Origin of the sequence: Streptomyces sp. CG 926 (assembly GCF_003148825.1) — a bacterium.
GTDB lineage: Bacteria > Actinomycetota > Actinomycetes > Streptomycetales > Streptomycetaceae > Streptomyces.
The window spans coordinates 437426-456111 of record NZ_QGGZ01000001.1 but is presented as its reverse complement, the minus strand read 5'-3'; the positions used below and the strand labels follow the sequence as shown (position 1 = coordinate 456111).

At 70.7% G+C, this 18686-nt stretch carries 15 protein-coding genes; 4 read left to right on the top strand and 11 right to left on the bottom strand.

Annotated features, from left to right (window positions below; all coding sequences use genetic code 11):
- Nucleotides 1–263 precede the first annotated feature (263 nt).
- The 9 genes from pssA to BCL76_RS01830 form a co-directional block, all read right to left on the bottom strand.
- Complete coding sequence (pssA, locus tag BCL76_RS01870) at nt 264–1124, bottom strand: CDP-diacylglycerol--serine O-phosphatidyltransferase (RefSeq protein WP_181382399.1); 861 nt, start codon at nt 1122–1124, stop codon at nt 264–266.
- Complete coding sequence (locus BCL76_RS01865; protein ID WP_030010161.1) at nt 1111–1767, bottom strand: phosphatidylserine decarboxylase; 657 nt, start codon at nt 1765–1767, stop codon at nt 1111–1113. Before BCL76_RS01865 ends, pssA begins: the two co-directional genes overlap by 14 nt.
- Nucleotides 1768–1953: 186 nt before the next feature.
- Nucleotides 1954–3159 (bottom strand): acyl-CoA dehydrogenase family protein, encoded by a 1206-nt coding sequence (locus BCL76_RS01860; protein WP_030027413.1) that lies wholly within the window; start codon nt 3157–3159, stop codon nt 1954–1956.
- A 2-nt stretch (nt 3160–3161) separates the two neighbouring features.
- Nucleotides 3162–3674, bottom strand: coding sequence for a MaoC family dehydratase (locus BCL76_RS01855; protein ID WP_030010163.1), 513 nt, complete (start codon nt 3672–3674; stop codon nt 3162–3164).
- Between the two features lie 5 nt (nt 3675–3679).
- Entirely contained in the window at nt 3680–4654 is a 975-nt protein-coding gene (locus BCL76_RS01850) for an HpcH/HpaI aldolase/citrate lyase family protein (protein ID WP_030010164.1), read from the bottom strand.
- The gene (locus tag BCL76_RS01845; RefSeq protein ID WP_109777470.1) at nt 4651–6732 is read right to left on the bottom strand and encodes a protein meaA; all 2082 of its coding nucleotides are present in this window, start codon (nt 6730–6732) and stop codon (nt 4651–4653) included. The genes BCL76_RS01850 and BCL76_RS01845 overlap by 4 nt, the downstream gene beginning before the upstream one ends.
- Before the next feature lie 31 nt (nt 6733–6763).
- Nucleotides 6764–8101: a crotonyl-CoA carboxylase/reductase gene (gene ccrA / locus BCL76_RS01840; RefSeq protein ID WP_030729858.1), complete on the bottom strand. Its 1338-nt coding sequence runs from the start codon at nt 8099–8101 to the stop codon at nt 6764–6766.
- A gap of 418 nt (nt 8102–8519) precedes the next feature.
- On the bottom strand, nt 8520–9332 hold the full coding sequence (locus BCL76_RS01835) for a TetR family transcriptional regulator (RefSeq protein WP_109777469.1): 813 nt from the start codon (nt 9330–9332) through the stop codon (nt 8520–8522).
- A 163-nt stretch (nt 9333–9495) separates the two neighbouring features.
- Nucleotides 9496–11295 (bottom strand): 3-hydroxyacyl-CoA dehydrogenase family protein, encoded by a 1800-nt coding sequence (locus tag BCL76_RS01830; protein WP_109777468.1) that lies wholly within the window; start codon nt 11293–11295, stop codon nt 9496–9498.
- Between the two features lie 396 nt (nt 11296–11691).
- On the opposite strand from BCL76_RS01830, the gene BCL76_RS01825 reads away from it, so the two are divergent.
- The gene (locus BCL76_RS01825) at nt 11692–12243 is read left to right on the top strand and encodes a HEAT repeat domain-containing protein (RefSeq protein WP_109777467.1); all 552 of its coding nucleotides are present in this window, start codon (nt 11692–11694) and stop codon (nt 12241–12243) included.
- 90 nt (nt 12244–12333) lie between these two features.
- Here BCL76_RS01825 and BCL76_RS01820 read toward each other — a convergent pair whose 3' ends face one another.
- The gene (locus tag BCL76_RS01820; RefSeq protein WP_109777466.1) at nt 12334–13914 is read right to left on the bottom strand and encodes an alpha/beta hydrolase; all 1581 of its coding nucleotides are present in this window, start codon (nt 13912–13914) and stop codon (nt 12334–12336) included.
- Between the two features lie 112 nt (nt 13915–14026).
- Nucleotides 14027–15058: an Rv2578c family radical SAM protein gene (locus tag BCL76_RS01815; RefSeq protein WP_109777465.1), complete on the bottom strand. Its 1032-nt coding sequence runs from the start codon at nt 15056–15058 to the stop codon at nt 14027–14029.
- A gap of 392 nt (nt 15059–15450) precedes the next feature.
- Between BCL76_RS01815 and BCL76_RS01810 the strand changes: the two genes are divergently transcribed.
- From BCL76_RS01810 to BCL76_RS01800, 3 genes are all read left to right on the top strand, one after another.
- The gene (locus BCL76_RS01810) at nt 15451–15894 is read left to right on the top strand and encodes an SRPBCC family protein (protein WP_030729835.1); all 444 of its coding nucleotides are present in this window, start codon (nt 15451–15453) and stop codon (nt 15892–15894) included.
- 529 nt (nt 15895–16423) lie between these two features.
- Complete coding sequence (locus BCL76_RS01805; protein ID WP_109777464.1) at nt 16424–17257, top strand: M55 family metallopeptidase; 834 nt, start codon at nt 16424–16426, stop codon at nt 17255–17257.
- 1 nt (nt 17258) lies between these two features.
- The gene (locus BCL76_RS01800) at nt 17259–18683 is read left to right on the top strand and encodes a M20/M25/M40 family metallo-hydrolase (protein ID WP_109777463.1); all 1425 of its coding nucleotides are present in this window, start codon (nt 17259–17261) and stop codon (nt 18681–18683) included.
- Nucleotides 18684–18686: the final 3 nt, after the last annotated feature.

Here is an 18686-nt window from a genome sequence, read left to right as displayed (position 1 = left end):
GGCGGTCGGGGGCTCTGGGGGTGGTGCGGGAGGGGTCGGCGGCGGGGGGGGGAGTGTCCGGGGTGTAAAACGTGATTTGTGGCCCGGACCGCCGAGTCCTGTGGGATCCCGCTCAGGGGCCATAAATCATGCCTACCCCGGACACTCCCCACCCCGCCGCCGACCCCGGCCCCTCCCACCACCGCCCCCGCGGAACCGCCCCGCCAGGGAACGGCAGAAGGCCCCGGATGCCGATGGCATCCGGGGCCTTCTCACACGTGCGGCTAGCGCAGCGATCCCGCGCGGGCCTCGCGGCGGTTGTGCCGGAAGGTGTTGGCCTTCCGGGTCGTCGCGAAGAGCGGAATGGTCGCCGCCATCGCGATCTGCAGGGCGCAGCCGGTCTGCAGCAGCAGCTGACCGCCCGGGGCGTCGAACGCCCAGGCCGCCAGCAGCCCCATCGCGCTGATGATCCAGCACAGCATCGCCACCGCGAGAACGCCCCGCGGCTTGGGGTACTCGACCCGGCTCACCATCAGCCAGGCCACCCCGATGATCGCCAGCAGCGTCGGGACGAACGGCAGCTCCAGCAGCACGATCGAGACGACCGTGAGCGCGCCGAAGGGGCTCGGCATGCCCTGGAACATGCCGTCCTTCATCGTCACGCAGCTGAATCTCGCGAGTCTGAGCACCACGGCGAGCAGCACCACGATCGCGGCCAGCGCCGACATCTTCTGGTGCGCGTCGACGGCGACCATGCCGTAGACGAGCACGAAGTAGGCCGGCGCGAGGCCGAAGCTGATCAGGTCGGACAGGTTGTCCAGCTCGGCACCCATCGGCGAGCTGCGCAGCTTGCGGGCCACGATGCCGTCGAAGAGGTCGAAGACCGCGGCGAGCAGCATCAGTATCACTGCCGTCGCGGCGCTGTTACGGGCCATGCCCGATTCGCCACTGCCGGTGAGGTGCGGGATGAGGATTCCGGTGGTGGTGAAGTACACCGCCATGAATCCGCACGTCGCGTTACCGAGCGTGAGGGTGTCCGCTATCGACAGCCGCAGCGAGAGCGGCATGTCGTCCTCGGCGGACTCCTCCTCGGCAGGTTCGGGAACCCAGCCTGCGGCCGGAGTCTCAGGGTCAGTCACGGTCAATTCGTGTCACCCCCGCGGTGGTGGCCTGACCGACCTCGACCGCGACCTCGACGCCCTCGGGGAGGTAGATGTCGACGCGGGAGCCGAAGCGGATCAGACCGATGCGTTCGCCCTGCTCCACCTTGGTTCCGGCCGGCAGGTACGGGACGATGCGACGGGCGACGGCGCCGGCGATCTGCACCATCTCGATGTCACCGAGTTCGGTGTCGAAGTGCCAGACAACGCGCTCGTTGTTCTCGCTCTCCTTGTTGAACGCCGGGACGAATCCGCCGGGGATGTGCTCCACGGACGTCACCGTGCCCGCCAGGGGCGCACGGTTGACGTGGACGTTCAGCGGGCTCATGAAGATCGCGACCCGGGTGCGTCCGTCCTTCCACGGCATGATGCTCTGCACCACACCGTCGGCGGGCGAGATGACACGGCCCTGAGCGATCTCACGCTCGGGGTCGCGGAAGAACCACAGCATGCCCGCGGCGAGCGCGGTGGCGGGCACGGCCGCCGCGGCCCAGCGTCCGGACTTGCGGGCCCGGGTGAGGCTGAGCGCCGCGGTGGCGACGGTCGGCAGAAGCCACGGCGATGCTCCGCGCGCGAGGCGTACGCCAAGGAGGCTGTCGCGAGGTGCAGAGGTTTGGCTGTGGGGCATGGATGACCTTCGTAGCGGGTGATTGCCGCGCCGCAAACGGGGGGACGGGACGGCGGCTTTACTGGAATGCTATCGGTTGCGCGCAACAACTGGGCAAGCCAGAAGCCGAGTCGATGACCGTCAGCCAGTCACTGCCAGTGATCCTTTCGCAACGAACCCATGGATGATTCGCTGCAAAAGGGACTTTCAGCCCTGAAGCCGGTACTCCTCGAGCAGGCGTCGCCCGATGATCATTTTCTGGATCTCGGCGGTACCTTCACCGATCAGCAGCATCGGGGCCTCCCGGTAGAGACGCTCGATCTCGTACTCCTTCGAGAACCCGTATCCACCGTGGATACGGAAGGCGTCCTCGACGACCTCCTTGCAGTACTCGGAGGCGAGGTACTTCGCCATCCCTGCTTCGAGGTCGTTTCGTTCCCCGGAGTCCTTTTTGCGTGCTGCATTCACCATCATCGCATGGGCGGCTTCGACCTTGGTAGCCATCTCGGCCAGCTTGAACTGAATCGCCTGGTGCTCGGCGATCGCCTTGCCGAAAGTGTGACGTTGCTGGGCATAAGAGACACCCAGTTCGAAAGCACGCTGAGCGACACCACAGCCACGCGCCGCCACGTTGACGCGGCCGACCTCGACCCCGTCCATCATTTGGTAAAACCCTCGGCCCGTCTGCCCGCCGAGTACCCGATTGGCCGGAATGCGCAGTCCGTCCATGATGAGCTCGGTCGTGTCGACGCCCTTGTAGCCCATCTTGTCGATCTTGCCGGGGATGGTCAGGCCGGGGCGGACCTCACCGAAGCCGGGCTCCTTCTCGACGAGGAAGGTCGTCATCGACTTGTGGGGCGCCGTGCCCTCGGGGTGTCCTTCGTCACTTCGGACGAGAACGGCCACCAGGGTGGAGCTGCCGCCGTTCGTCAGCCACATCTTCTGGCCGTTCAGGACGTACTCGTCGCCGTCCTTCACCGCCTTGGAGGAGATGGCCGACACGTCGGAGCCAAGCGCCGGCTCGGACATCGAGAACGCGCCGCGCACCTCGCCCAGGGCCATGCGCGGGAGGAAGTGGTCCTTCTGCTCCTGCGTGCCGTGCTGCTTGAGCATGTACGCCACGATGAAGTGGGTGTTGATGATGCCCGAGACGGACATCCAGCCGCGGGCGATCTCCTCGACGCACAGGGCGTAGGTGAGGAGCGACTCACCCAGGCCGCCGTACTCCTCCGGGATCATCAGGCCGAAGAGGCCGAGTTCCTTGAGGCCGTCGACGATCTGCTGCGGGTACTCGTCGCGGTGTTCGAGCTCGGTCGCGACCGGGATGATCTCCTTGTCGACGAACTCCCGGACGGTCTTGAGGATCTCCCGCTGGACGTCGGTCAGCCCGGCGGTCTGGGCGAGTCGGGCCATGGCTACTTCCCCTGTTCCTTCAGCGTGGGGCGGCCGGGCTGCTCGCCGCCGCGCTCCTTGATGTACGTCTCGGTCGGGACCATCACCTTGCGCCGGAAGACGCAGACGAGGGTGCCGTCCTGCTTGTAGCCCTTGGTCTCGACGTAGACGATGCCGCGGTCGTTCTTCGACTTCGACGGGGTCTTGTCGAGGACCGTGGTCTCGCCGTAGATCGTGTCGCCGTGGAAGGTCGGCGCCACGTGCCGCAGGGACTCGATCTCCAGGTTGGCGATGGCCTTCCCGGAGACGTCCGGCACGGACATGCCGAGCAGCAGCGAGTAGATGTAGTTGCCCACGACCACGTTCTTGCCGAAGTCGGTCGTGTTCTCCGCGTAATTGCTGTCCATGTGGAGCGGGTGGTGATTCATGGTCAGCAGACAGAAGAGATGGTCGTCGTACTCGGTGACCGTCTTTCCGGGCCAGTGCTTGTAGACCGCCCCGACCTCGAACTCTTCGTACGTGCGTCCGAACTGCATCGGGATCAGGCCTCCGGGATCTCGAACTTGGTGGTGCGCTCCATGCCGGCGGCCCGGCCCTTGCCGGCGATGACCAGGGCCATCTTGCGGCTGGCCTCGTCGATCATCTCGTCGCCGAGCATCGCGGAGCCCTTCTTGCCGCCGGCCTCCGAGGTGCACCAGTCGTACGCGTCGAGGATCAGCTCGGCGTGGTCGTAGTCCTCCTGCGAGGGGGAGAAGACCTCGTTGGCCGCGTCGACCTGGCCGGGGTGCAGCACCCACTTGCCGTCGAAGCCCAGCGCGGCGGCCCGGCCGGCCACCTCGCGGTAGGCGTCCACGTCGCGGATCTGGAGGAAGGGACCGTCGATCGCCTGGAGGTTGTGCATGCGGGCCGCCATCAGGATCCGCATCAGGATGTAGTGGTAGGCGTCCGCCGGGTAGCCGGGCGGCTGCATGCCCACGACCAGGGACTTCATGTTGATCGAGGCCATGAAGTCGGCCGGGCCGAAGATGATGGTCTCCAGACGCGGCGAGGCGGCGGCGATCTCGTCGACGTTCACCAGACCCTTCGCGTTCTCGATCTGCGCCTCGATGCCGATCTTGCCGACCTCGAAGCCCATGGTCTTCTCGATCTGGGTCAGCAGCAGGTCCAGCGCCACGACCTGCTGGGCGTCCTGGACCTTCGGCAGCATGATGCAGTCGAGGTTCTGGCCGGCGCCCTCGACCACCGTGACGACGTCACGGTAGGTCCAGTGCGTGGTCCAGTCGTTGACGCGCACGACGCGGGTCTTGCCGGTCCAGTCGCCGTTGTTCAGCGCGTCCACGATCGTGTGGCGGGCGCCTTCCTTGGCGAGCGGCGCGCAGGCGTCCTCCAGGTCCAGGAAGACCTGGTCGGCCGGCAGGCCCTGGGCCTTCTCCAGGAACCGCGGGTTCGAGCCGGGTACCGCGAGGCAGGAGCGACGCGGGCGAAGGCGGTTCACCGGGTGGACGGGCGTGGTCATGCGTGGACCTCCGTGCTTGCAACGAATTCGTTGTTCATGTCGAGGGGGGCGAGCTTGTTGGCCTTGCGGATCTCGTCGACGATACGGCCGATGATCTCCGTGATGCCGAAGTCCTTCGGTGTGAAGACCGCGGCGACACCCGCGGCCTTGAGCGTCACGGCATCGGCGTTCGGAATGATGCCTCCGACGATGACGGGGATGTCACCCGCCCCCGCCAGTCGCAGCCGCTCCAGGACGTCGGGGACCAGAGCGCTGTGCGAACCGGACAGGATGGACAGTCCCACGCAGTGCACGTCCTCGGCCAGCGCCGCGGAGGAGATCTCCTCCGGCGTCAGCCTGATGCCCTGGTAGACCACCTCGAAGCCGGCGTCGCGGGCCCGGACGGCGATCTGCTCGGCGCCGTTGGAGTGTCCGTCCAGGCCGGGCTTGCCGACCAGCAGGCGCAGCCGGCCCGAGCCGAGCTCGTCGGCGGTGCGGGACACCTTCTCGCGGACCTCGTGCATCGGCGTACCGGGCTCGGCGGTGACCGCGACCGGGGCCGAGGAGACGCCGGTCGGGGCGCGGAACTCGCCGAACACCTCGCGCAGGGCGGTGGACCACTCGCCGGTGGTGACACCGGCGCGGGCGCACTCCAGGGTGGCTTCCATGAGGTTCTCGGTGCCCGCCGCGGCCTCCTTGAGGCGCTCCAGCGCCTGCTGGGTGGTGGGGAAGACGAACGGGTCGCCGTTCCCCTGGCGGTCCGAGGACTCCTGGCGCTCGTCGCGCCAGCGGCCGATGCGCTCGACGGTCAGCGCCTCCGTTGCCGGGTCGACCGTCATGATGGCGCCGTCCAGGTCGGCCGTGAGTGGGTTCTCCTCGGTCTGCTCGAAGCAGTTGACACCGACGATCTTGTCCTCGCCGGCCTCGATCCGTGCCCGCCGTTCGGCGTGCGAGGAGACCAGCTCGCCCTTGAGGTAGCCGGACTCGACGGCCGCCATGGCGCCGCCCATCTCCTGGATCCGGTCGATCTCGGCCAGGCAGTCGGCGACCAGGGAGTCGACTTTGGCCTCGATGACGTGGGATCCGGCGAAGATGTCCTCGTACTCCAGCAGGTCGCTCTCGAGTGCGAGGACCTGCTGGATGCGCAGCGACCACTGCTGGTCCCAGGGCCGGGGCAGACCCAGCGCCTCGTTCCAGGCGGGCAGCTGCACGGCGCGGGCGCGGGCGTCCTTGGAAAGGGTGACCGCGAGCATCTCCAGCACGATGCGCTGGACGTTGTTCTCCGGCTGGGCCTCGGTCAACCCCAGGGAGTTGACCTGGACGCCGTAACGGAAGCGACGCTGCTTCGCGTTCTCGATGCCGTAGCGCTCGTGGGTGACCTTGTCCCAGATGCGGCTGAAGGCGCGCATCTTGCACATCTCCTCGATGAAGCGGACGCCCGCGTTCACGAAGAAGGAGATCCGGGCGACGACCTCGCCGAAGCGCTCCTCGGGCACCTGGCCCGAGTCGCGCACCGAGTCGAGGACCGCGATCGCCGTGGACATCGCGTACGAGATCTCCTGGACCGGGGTGGCCCCGGCCTCCTGGAGGTGGTACGAGCAGATGTTGATCGGGTTCCACTTGGGGATGTGGTTGACCGTGTACGCGATCATGTCCGTCGTCAGCCGCAGGGACGGCCCCGGCGGGAAGACGTGCGTCCCGCGCGAGAGGTACTCCTTGACGATGTCGTTCTGGGTGGTGCCCTGGAGCAGCGAGATGTCCGCGCCCTGCTCCTCGGCGGCCACCTGATAGAGCGCCAGCAGCCACATGGCCGTGGCGTTGATCGTCATCGAGGTGTTCATCTGCTCCAGGGGTATGTCCTGGAACAGCCGCCGCATGTCGCCCAGATGGGAGACCGGGACCCCGACCCGGCCGACCTCGCCGCGGGCGAGGATGTGGTCGGGGTCGTATCCGGTCTGGGTCGGCAGGTCGAAGGCGACCGACAGACCCGTCTGGCCCTTGGCGAGGTTGCGGCGGTACAGCTCGTTGGACGCCTCGGCCGTGGAGTGGCCGGCGTACGTCCGCATGAGCCACGGACGGTCCTTCTGGCGCTCTGTCATCTCAGGCTGTCCCTTAGGCCTTTGAACGGACTCAGACGTTACGGAAGCGGTTGATCGCGTCGAGGTGCTCGGCGCGCATCTCGTGGTCGCGGACGCCCAGGCCCTCCTCGGGGGCCAGCGCGAGGACGCCGACCTTGCCCTGGTGGAGGTTGCGGTGGACGTCGTAGGCGGCCTGCCCGGTGTCCTCCAGGGAGTAGACCTTCGACAGGGTGGGGTGGATCTTGCCCTTGGCGATCAGGCGGTTGGCCTCCCAGGCCTCGCGGTAGTTGGCGAAGTGGGAGCCGACGATCTTCTTGAGCGACATCCACAGGTAGCGGTTGTCGTACTGGTGCATGTAGCCGGAGGTCGAGGCGCAGGTGGTGATGGTGCCGCCCTTGCGGGTGACGTACACCGAGGCGCCGAAGGTCTCGCGGCCCGGGTGCTCGAAGACGATGTCGATGTCCTCGCCGCCGGTCAGCTCGCGGATCTTCGAGCCGAAGCGCTTCCACTCGCGCGGGTCCTGGGTGTTCTCGTCCTTCCAGAACTTGTAGCCCTCGGCGTTGCGGTCGATGACCGCGGTGGCGCCCATGGCCCGGCAGATGTCCGCCTTCTCGGGGCTGGAGACCACGCAGATCGGGTTGGCGCCGCCGGCGAGCGCGAACTGGGTCGCGTAGGAGCCGAGGCCGCCGCTGGCGCCCCAGATCAGGACGTTGTCGCCCTGCTTCATGCCGGCGCCGTTGCGGGAGACCAGCTGGCGGTAGGCGGTGGAGTTGACCAGACCGGGGGAGGCGGCCTCCTCCCAGCTCAGGTGGTCGGGCTTGGGCATCAGCTGGTTGGACTTGACCAGGGCGATCTCGGCGAGGCCGCCGAAGTTGGTCTCGAAGCCCCAGATGCGCTGCTCGGGGTCGAGCATCGTGTCGTTGTGGCCGTCCGAGGACTCCAGCTCGACCGAGAGGCAGTGGGCGACGACCTCGTCGCCCGGGTTCCAGGCGTTGACGCCGGGGCCGGTGCGCAGCACGACGCCCGCGAGGTCGGAGCCGATGACGTGGTAGGGCAGGTCGTGGCGCTTGGTGAGCTCCGAGAGGCGCCCGTAGCGCTCCAGGAAGCTGAAGGTGGAGACCGGCTCGAAGATCGAGGTCCACACGGAGTTGTAGTTGACCGAGGAGGCCATGACGGCGACCAGGGCCTCGCCCGGGCCCAGCTCCGGCACCGGGACGTTGTCCAGGTGAAGGGACTTGCGCGGGTCCTTCTCGCGTGTCGTCAGCCCCGCGAACATCTCCGCCTCGTCCTTGTGCACGGTGATCGCGCGGTACGAGTCGGGCAGCGGCAGGGCCGCGAAGTCTGCGGCGGTGGCGGACTGCGACTGAATCGCGTCCAGGATGTCCTTCACGGTAGAGCCTCCGGCTAGCGCTGATGAGGGTGCGCTGAGGGGAACGGGGGTGCGTGGTGCGGGTGTGTGCCGTCGGTCCGGCTGGTGCGATGCTGCTGGGCTACGCCCGTGGTGAGGCGTGCGGTGCCTGGTGACGCAGGCAATCCGGGGCGCGTTCCACACCGGGTGGGTGTGGGTCGCGGGGACATCCGGACGACTTCAACGTATGGCACCCCGTGTCACCCGGCAAGGCACCGCGTGCCAAAACTTTCTCTCATTTGCCGATTGACCTGCACCGATGAGCGATGATCGATCAGAGTTACCCGCGAGTAGGGGCAACCCGGGACAAACGAAAGCGGCCGCTCCCGTTCAGGGAGCGGCCGCTGTGACGAGGGGCACCCCCCCGGCGACGGCCGGGGGAGTGACTCGACGAGCGTGACTACTTGGCGCGCAGCGCCTCTTCGATGGTGCGCATGACCTCGTCCAGCGGGGCATCGGTGCGGGCCACCGCCACCAGTACCTCGCCCTGCGTACGGACGGCCGCGGGCAGAGCCGGCGCCGAGCCCGGGGTGCGACCCGCCCCGATGCCCGAACCGAAGGTCTTCCGGACGATCGAGAAGGCGTGGTCCAGCTGCGCCTCCACGTCCCCCTGGCCCCCCGCGCGCAGCCAGCGCCGCAGTACGTGGTTGTGGGCCGTGACCACCGCGGAGGCGGCCACCTCGGCCAGCAGCGGGTCGTCGTTGCCGTCGTGGTGGTCCTGCTCGTCGAAGTGCGCGAGCAGGTAGCGGGTGAACAGCCGCTCGTACCGGGCCACCGAGGCGATCTCCCGCTCCCGCAGCGCCGGCACCTCGCGGGTCAGCCGGTAGCGCTCCACCGACACCGCCGGCGAGGCGGCGTACATCTTCATGACTTCCTTGATCCCCCGGCACACCGTGTCGAGCGGGTGCTCGTGCGCCGGGGCCACGTCCAGGACGGCCTCGGCGCGGGTCAGGGTGTCGTCGTGGTCCGGGAAGATCGCCTCTTCCTTGGACCGGAAGTGCCGGAAGAAGGTCCGCCGCGCGACGCCGGCGGTCGCGGCGATCTCGTCGACCGTCGTCGCCTCGTACCCCTTGGTCGCGAAGAGCTCCATGGCCGCGGCGGCGAGCTCGCGACGCATCTTGAGCCGCTGAGCGGCCGCCTTGGTGCCGGCCGGGCTCTCCGGAGTGTCGGAGGCCGTGGCGGCGCGGGGCGAGTTCTTGGCGGGCTGGGACATAGAGCGAAAGTACTTCATTCGTGCAGGGGAGCGCGCCTGCGGGGGGTGGGAGAGGGGTGGATGCGGGGGAGGGCCCGCACTGGGCTCGTGAGGGTTGGCCCGCCGTGAGGGTCCGGCGGGCCCGAGCAGCCCTCCCCACGCATCCGGCTCGTGGCCCGACGGATTACCGGCGGGCGGCGTACTCACGGAATCCGCGGCCGGTCTTCCGGCCCAGGCAGCCCGCCGCCACCAGGTGCTCCAGCAGCGGGGACGGGGCCAGGCCCGGGTCGCGGAACTCCTTGTGCAGGACCTTCTCGATGGCCAGCGAGACGTCCAGGCCGACCACGTCGAGGAGCTCGAACGGGCCCATCGGGTAGCCGCCGCCCAGCTTCATCGCCGCGTCGATCTGGTCGATGTCGGCGTAGTGCTGCTCGACCATCTTGATCGCGTTGTTGAGGTACGGGAACAGCAGTGCGTTCACGATGAAGCCGGCGCGGTCGCCGCAGTCCACCGGGTGCTTGCGCACCTTGAGGCAGATCTCGCGGACCGTGGCGTGCACGTCGTCGGCCGTCAGGACGGTCCGGACCACCTCGACCAGCTTCATCGCCGGGGCCGGGTTGAAGAAGTGCATGCCGATCACGTCCTGCGGACGCGAGGTCACGCGGGCGACCGCGATCACCGGCAGCGAGGAGGTGGTGGTGGCGAGCACCGCACCCGGCTTGCAGACCTTGTCCAGGGCCGCGAACAGCTCCTGCTTGACCGCCAGGTCCTCGGCGACGGCCTCCACCGCCAGGTCCACCTCGGCGAAGGCGTCCAGCGACCCCGCCGGCGTGATCCGCGCCAGGGTCTCGGCGGCGCCCTCCTCGGTCAGGCGGCCCTTGGACACCGCACGGCCCAAGGACTTCCCGATCGCGGCCTTGGCGGCCTCGGCCTTCTCCTGGCTGCGGGCGGCGAGCACCACGCTGTAACCGGCCTGCGCGAAGACCTGGGCGATCCCGCTCGCCATGGTCCCCGAGCCGGCCACGCCGACCGAGTTCACGGGGCGGCCGCCGCCCACCAGGGACCCGTCCAGCGGGGTCTGCAGGTCGCGGACGATCACCGAGCTGCCCGGCGCCTCGTACGTGTAGAAGCCGCGGCCGGACTTCTGCCCGGTCAGGCCGGCCTCGGCCAGCTGGCCCAGGATCGGGGCCGGGGCGTGCAGCCGGTCGCCGGAGGAGGCGTACATGGCCTCCAGAACGGTACGGGCGGTGTCCACGCCGATCAGGTCCAGCAGCGCGAGCGGGCCCATGGGCAGTCCGCAGCCGAGCCGCATGGCCGCGTCGATGTCCTCGCGGGAGGCGTACCGCGCCTCGAACATCGCGGCGGCCTGGTTGAGGTAGCCGAAGAGCAGGCCGTCGGCGACGAAACCGGGCCGGTCGCCGACCGGGACGGGCTCCTTGCCGAGCTCGCGGGCCAGTTCGGTGACCGCCTCGACGGCCGGCGGGGCGGTCAGGACGCAGGAGACGATCTCGACCAGCTTCATCGCCGGGACCGGGTTGAAGAAGTGCAGGCCCAGCACGCGCTCCGGACGCTGCGACTCGGCGGCCATGCGCGTCACCGACAGGGCGTTGGTGCCGGTGGCGAGGATGGTGTCGGGCCGCACGATCGCGTCGAGCTCGCGGAACACCTGCTGCTTGATCTCGTACGACTCGGGGACGACCTCGATGACCAGATCGGCCTCGGCGGCGGCGCCCAGGTCGGTGAAGGTCCGGAAGCGGGCGAGCACGTCGGACCGCTCCTGCTCGGTGAGCCGCTCCCGGGCGACGGAGCGCGCGGTGGCCGCGGCGAGGGCGGTCGCAGCCCGGTGGGCGGCGGCCTCGCTGATGTCGATGCCGATGACCTCGCGGCCGGATCGGGCGAGGACCTCGGCGATGCCGGTGCCCATCGTGCCGAGGCCGACGACGGCGATGGTCTGGAGGGTGGGCTGACTGGACTGACGGTCCATCGAGGGACTCCAGTGGAAGAGGGTGACGACTGAGGGGCGCGCGGCGCACGGCGCGCGCGGATGCCGTACGGAAGAGCCGTGCGGTGGAAGGGCCCGGGGTGAGGGGGCCCGAGAAGGGGAGCCCACGGGGAGATGAGTCCCGGGGGCGGAAACGACGCGACCCTGTCCCGGGGTCACGCCGTGGAGATACGAACCGACCGACACGAGGCGGCTGCGTCACCAGGCCGCCCTCGTACGTGTTGAAACGACAGTAACTCGCCGGTAACTGGTCCGCCAGAGCGCGGAGATGTGACCTGTACCGCCCAAATGTACCGATCATCGATCATCGATCAACCGGCTGTCTCCGATGTCCCGAAACCCGGCACGGCGACCGCTGTGTCCCCCTAGGGTGGCCGGGTGAACGACGTGCTGGAGCGCCTGCGGGCGGAGGCGGGACCGTCACCCGAGTACGAGGTGCTGCTCACGGCCGCCCCCGACGGCCTCGCGGCCTCCCTGACCTCGGCCGGACTGCCCCTGTGGGCCCGCGAACTGGCCGCGTACCGGCTGGGCCTCGCGGGAGACCGTCGGGCCTTCGAAGCCCTCGTCCTGCTCCTCAACCACCGGGACCCGGCCCGGTGCGCGGCCGCCGCCGAGGCGCTGGCCGTCCTCGGCGACCCCCGCACCGCCCGCGCGGCGGCGGCCCTCGCCACCAACGGCCTGCGCACGGCCTACGCCCTGCAGCCCGTGCGGCTGCTCACCGCCCTGCGCGCGCCCGAGTCCGTACCGGCCCTGCTGGCCACCCTGGGACGGCTGCTGTCCCCGCACGAGCCGTACTGGCGGGTGGCCCTGGCCTGCGTCGAGGGCCTCGGCGCCCTCGCCGACCCCCGCGCCCGCGAACTCCTCACCCGCGCCCAGTCGCACCCCCGGCTGGCGGTGGCGGCGACGGCCGCGCTGCGCAGCCTGGACTGAGGGCCGCGGCCCGCCCGTGCGGGCGGTGATCGCGAAGGCCCCGATCCGGACGAGGAGTTCGGGAAGGTCGGCCCGGCCACCCGCCGGGCCTCAGCCCCGGAAGCCGAGCAGGCCGTGCAGGGCCGCGCCGCCGGCGGACGCGGGCACCGCGCGGGTCGCCGTGGTCGGCTTCGGCGCCGCCTGGGCGGGGCAGGTGGCGTCCGAGGCCTTGCCCGTCGCCAGGTAGGCCGCGACCTTCTCGTCGAGGCACTTGTTGCCGCTCAGGGCGATGCCGTGGTTGCCGCCGCCCTCCTCGACCAGCAGGGCCGAGCCCTTCAGCTTCTCCCGCATGCTGAGCGCCCCCGCGAAGGGGGTCGCCGCGTCCTCCGTCGCCTGGAGCAGGAGCGCGGGCGGGAGATCCGCGTTGGTCACGTCGGGGGCGTCCAGCGGCTCCGTCGGCCAGAACGCGCACGGGGCGTTGTACCAGGCGTTGTTCCAGGTCATGAACGGCGCCTCGGCGTGCGTGCGCCACATGTCCGCCCGCCACTGGTTCCAGTCCTTCGGCCAGGCCGAGTCACGGCACTGGACCGCCGTGTAGACGCTGTAGCCGTTGCCCGCGGAGGGCTCCACCGCACCGAACCGCTCGTACGCGGCCACCAGCGGCTTCGGGTCCTTGGCCACCGTGAAGGCGGCGAAGGCCTCGGCCAGGTTCGGCCAGTAGCCGTTGTAGTACCCGCCCGGCATGAAGGTGTCCTCCAGCTCCGCCGGACCCACCTTGCCGCCCGCCGGACGCTCCCGCAGCGCGTCCCGCATCGCGTACCAGGCCCGCTCGACCGCGGCCGGGTCGGTGCCCAGCTTGTAGGTGGCGTCGTAGGTGGCCACCCAGGCCAGGAAGGCCTTGTGGCGGGCGTCGAAGGCGAGGTCCTGGGCGAGGTTGTCCTCGTACCAGACCCCGCTCGGGTCGACCACGGAGTCCAGGACGAGCCGGTGCACGCGGCCCGGGTGGAGCTTGGCGTACACCGCGCCCAGGTAGGTGCCGTACGAGTAGCCGAAGTAGCTGATCCGCTCCGCGCCGAGCGCGCCGCGCAGCACCTCGATGTCCCGGGCGGCCGAGACGGTGTCGATGTACGGGAGCACGTCCGCGTGCTTGGTACCGCAGGACTCGGCGAAGGAGCGCACCCGGTCCAGGTTGGCCCGCTCGGTGGCCTCGTCCATGGGGACGGAGTCCGGGCGGGCGGGCTTGAAGTGGCCGGCCGCGCAGTCCAGGGCGGGCTCGCTCTTGCCGACGCCCCGGGCGTCGAAGCCGATCACGTCGTACTGGGCGGCCACCTCCTTGGGGAGGGCGGAGGCGATGTAACCGGCGAGGCTGAGGCCGCTGCCGCCCGGGCCACCCGGGTTGACCAGCAGCGGGCCCTGGGAGGTGGGGCCGGTGTGCGGGACCCGGGTCAGGGCGAGGGTGATCTGCCGACCGTCGGGCCGCGCGTGGTCCAGGGGCACCTTGAGGGACGCGCACTGCAGCGTCGGGTAGCGCGGGGTCTTGCAGCCGGTCCAGCGCAGCGCGGCCCGCGCCGGCGCCTGGGCGGCCGGGTCGCCCGGTGCGGCGGGCGCGGCCGTGACCGGGCTCGCGAGAGCGGCGGCGACGGTGGAGATCGACAGCAGGACAGCGGCGCGCTTCTTCAAGGGGTGGAGCATGGGGCCTCCCAGCCGAGGGTTCTGGGCGGAATCGTCCCGGAAACCGCGCCTGGAAGGCGGGATTGGGCCGCTGATTGGCCCGATGTGATGACCGTTCAGGCGGTGTCGGCCGTCACAGGAGGCTGAGCTGGGTGGCCCCGGCGGGCGTGCGATCGTCCGGACGCTCCGGCGTGACGGTCCTGCGCGCGTCGCCCCGCCGGGCCGGGCCGATGCCGAATTCGGCAGCCAGTTCGTGGACTTGGCGGGTGATCCGGCGCTGGTACCAGGTGGGCGCGTAGGACCCGCCCGCGTACATCCGCTCGTAGCGGGGGACCAGGTGGGGGTGGTGGGCGCCCAGCCAGGCCATGAACCACTCGCGTGCCCCGGCCCGCAGATGGAGTACCAGGGGTGTCACGGAGGTCGCGCCGGCCTCGGCCACGGCCCGTACGGTCGCCCGCAGCTGCTCCGGGGAGTCCCCGAGGAAGGGGATCACCGGGGCCATCAGCACCCCGCACTCGATCCCGGCGTCGGTGAGGGTCCGCACGGCGGCGAGCCGGGCGGCGGGGGAGGGGGTGCCCGGCTCGACGGTCCGCCAGAGAGCGGCGTCGGTGAAGCCGACCGAGACCGATATGCCGACCTCGGTGACCTCGGCGGCCTCCCGCAGCAGGGGGAGGTCGCGCAGGATCAGCGTGCCCTTGGTGAGGATCGAGAAGGGGTTGGCGCGCTCGAGCAGTGCCTCGATGATCCCGGGCATCAGTCGGTAGCGGCCCTCGGCGCGCTGGTAGCAGTCGACGTTGGTGCCCATGGCGATGTGCGCGCCGGTCCAGCGGGGCGAGGCGAGCTCGCGGCGCAGCAGTTCGGGAGCGTTGGTCTTGACGACGATCTGCGAGTCGAAGCCGAGGCCGGTGTCGAGGTCGAGATAGCTGTGCGTCTTGCGGGCGAAACAGTAGACGCAGGCGTGGCTGCATCCCCGGTAGGGGTTCACGGTCCATTCGAACGGCATGCGCGAGGCGCCGGGCACCCGGTTGACGATCGACCGGGCGCGCACCTCGTGGAAGGTGATCCCTCGGAACTCGGGGGTGTCGATGGTGCGGGTCACGACGGCGTCGGCTCCGAAGAGCGCGGCCGGACCCGCGGGTCCCTCGGTCAGGTTCTCCCAGCGCATGGTGCGCCTCCCTCGCTAGCTCGGCGAAAGAATAGAACAAACGTTCCCATGATCGTGCGGATCGAAATCCCCTTGATCACCCGGGAGCGGGTCCGCGAGGTTTCGGCCACGGCTGGAACGCGGATCGTGGTGTGTCGCCCGCGGTGCCCGCGGTGCCCGCGGCGGCCACGGCGCCCGGCGGCCACGCCGCCCACGGCGGCCCGGACGCCTGCGTCCACCACTCGCCCCGGCCTGGATCCCGGGAGAGCGCCAGGACCAGGCACCCGGAGGGGCCGCCCCGGGACGCGCTCCTGGTCAAGCTCCGCTGCCACGTCCGACCCGGATTTGGGCCACCGCCCCGGAGGTGGTTGGCTTCGCCGTGACGAGCGGACACAACTGCTGGAGGAACAGCTATGGCGCAGGTCGAGGCCACCACGGAGCGGATCATCGCGGCTGACGCGGAGACGGTGTTCGACGCGCTGGCGGACTACACCGGGACCCGCGGGAAGCTGCTTCCCGAGCACTTCAGCGAGTACGAGGTGCGCGAGGGCGGCGACGGCGAGGGCACCCTGGTGCACTGGAAGCTCCAGGCCACCAGCAAGCGCGTACGCGACTGCCTGCTGGAGGTCAGCGAGCCCACCGACGGCGAGCTGGTGGAGAAGGACCGCAACTCCTCCATGGTCACCACCTGGCGCGTCACCCCGGCCGGTGAGGGCAAGTCCAAGGCTGTGGTCACCACCGTCTGGAACGGCGCCGGCGGCATCGGCGGCTTCTTCGAGCGCACCTTCGCCCCCAAGGGCCTCGGCCGGATCTACGACTCCGTGCTGGAGAACCTGGCCACCGAAGTGGAGCGCTGAGCAACGGCGTTGACGGTGAGGCCGGGACAGCGGCCTCACCGGATCGGGTGAACCCGGCACGCTGACGGTCCGCAGGCCGCGGGCGGGCCGCGGGCCGACGGGTGCCGGGGCGCCGCCGGGCGCGGAAGCCGCACGCACGCGCCGCACGCACGCGCCGCACCGCGCGCCGCACGCACGCGCCGCACCGCGCGCCGCACGCACGCGCCGCACCGCGCGCCGCACGCACGCGCCGCACCGCGCGCCGCACGCACGCGCCGCACCGCGCGCCGCACGCACGCGCCGCACCGCGCGCCGCACGCACGCGCCGCACCGCGCGCCGCACGCACGCGCCGCACCGCGCGCCGCACACACGCGCCGCACACACGCGCCGCGCGCACGCGCCGCACCGCGCGCCGCACACACGCGCCGCACACACGCGCCGCGCGCACGCGCCGCACCGCGCGCCGCGCCGGGGCGTGTGCCCCACGGCCTCCGAGGGCCTCGGCGGCTAGGGTGGCATCCTGAGCGCAACCGACCGCCCGGGGGCCCGATGAAGATCCTCATCTCCGCCGACATGGAAGGCGCCACCGGCGTCACCTGGCCCGCGGACGTGCTGCCCGGAACCCCGCAGTGGGACCGCTGCCGCGCGATGTTCACCTCCGACGTCAACGCCGCCGTACTCGGCTTCTACGACGGCGGAGCCGACCAGGTCCTCATCAACGAGGCGCACTGGTCCATGCGCAACCTGCTCCTGGAGAAGCTCGACGCCCGCACCGAGATGATCACCGGCCGGCACAAGACCCTCTCCATGGTCGAGGGGGTCCAGCACGGCGACGTCGACGGCGTCGCCTTCATCGGCTACCACACCGGAGCCGGTTCCGAGGGGGTCCTCGCCCACACCTACCTCGCCAACTCCATCACCGGCGTCTGGGTCAACGGGACACGAGCGAGCGAGGGCCTGCTCAACGCGCACGTCGTCGCCGAGTACGGGGTCCCCGTCATCCTGGTCACCGGCGACGACCTCACCTGCGTGGACGCCGCCGGATACGCCCCGGGAGCCGCGACCGTCGCCGTCAAGGACCACGTCTCGCGCTACGCCGCCGTGTGCCGCACCCCGGCCCGTACCGCCGCCGACATCCGGGCCGCCGCCAAGGAGGCCACCGCCCTGGCCGTCCGGCACGAGCCGGTCCGTGGCGGCCCCTTCACCGTGGAGTTGGAGTTCGACGCCGCGCACCTGGCGATGTCCGCGACGGTGGTCCCCGGCGTGGAGCGGTCCGGCGAGCGCAAGGTCGCGTACTCCAGCGAAACCATGTACGAGGGGATCCGGGCCTTCAAAGCCGTCACGACGGTCGTCTCGGCGGCCGTGGAGGAGCAGTATGGCTGACATGTGCGCAATCAACGCCGAGGTCCCGGCCGGCGCCGTCGACGCGGCGGATCCGGTGGGCGGGGCGGACCGCAGGGACCGGACGGATGCGGTGGACAGGGCGGCCGTGGTGGACGCGGTCGCACTCGACGAGGCCGTCGCGTTCACCTCCGACCTCATCAGGATCGACACCACCAACCGGGGCGGCGGCGACTGCCGCGAGCGCCCCGCCGCCGAGTACGTCGCCGAGCGCCTCGCCGCCGCCGGCCTGGAGCCGCTCCTGCTGGAGCGCACCCCCGGCCGCACCAACGTGGTCGCCCGGATCGAGGGCACCGACCCCTCCGCCGAGGCCCTCCTCGTCCACGGCCACCTCGACGTGGTCCCCGCCGAGGCCGCCGACTGGAGCGTGGACCCCTTCTCCGGCGAGATCCGCGACGGGGTGGTCTGGGGGCGCGGCGCCGTCGACATGAAGAACATGGACGCGATGGTGCTCGCGGTCGTACGGGCCTGGGCGCGCGCGGGAGTCAAACCGCGCCGGGACATCGTGATCGCCTACACCGCCGACGAGGAGGACAGCGCGGTCGACGGGTCCGGCTTCCTCGCCGACCATCACCCGGGGCTCTTCGCAGGCTGCACCGAGGGCATCAGCGAGTCCGGGGCCTTCACCGTGCACGGCGGCCCCGGCGGTAGGGCCCTCTACCCGATCGCGGCGGGGGAGCGGGGCACCGCCTGGCTGAAGCTGACCGCGCACGGCACCGCCGGTCACGGCTCCAAGCCCAATCGGGCCAATGCCGTCAGCCGGCTCGCCGCCGCCGTCGCGCGGATCGGTGCGTACGAATGGCCGGTCCGCCTCACGGACACCGTGACCGCCTGCATCACCGAACTCGCCGCCCTGCAAGGCCTGACGGTGGACCCGCGGCGCCCGGGCCTCGACGTCGACGAGCTCCTCGACGCACTCGGCCCGGCCGGCGCCCTGGTCCGCGCCACCGTGCGCAACAGCGCCAACCCGACCATGCTGAGCGCCGGTTACAAGCTCAACGTGATCCCCGAGCACGCCACCGGTTACGTCGACGGCCGCACCGTGCCCGGCGGCGAGGCCGAGTTCACCGCCACCCTCGACGCCCTGACCGGCCCCGACGTGCGGTGGGAGTTCCACCACCGGGAGGTCGCCCTGCAGGCCCCCGTGGACGGGCGGACGTACGGGATCCTGCGCGAGTCGGTCGAGCGGTTCGACCCGGACGGCCATGTGATCCCCTTCTGCATGGCGGGCGGCACCGATGCCAAGCAGTTCTCCCGCCTCGGCATCACCGGCTACGGCTTCTCCCCGCTGAAGCTGCCGCCCGGCTTCGACTACTGGGCGCTCTTCCACGGCGTCGACGAGCGGGTGCCCGTCGAGGCCCTGCACTTCGGCGTCCGCGTCCTCGACCACGCGCTGCGGACCCTGTGAACG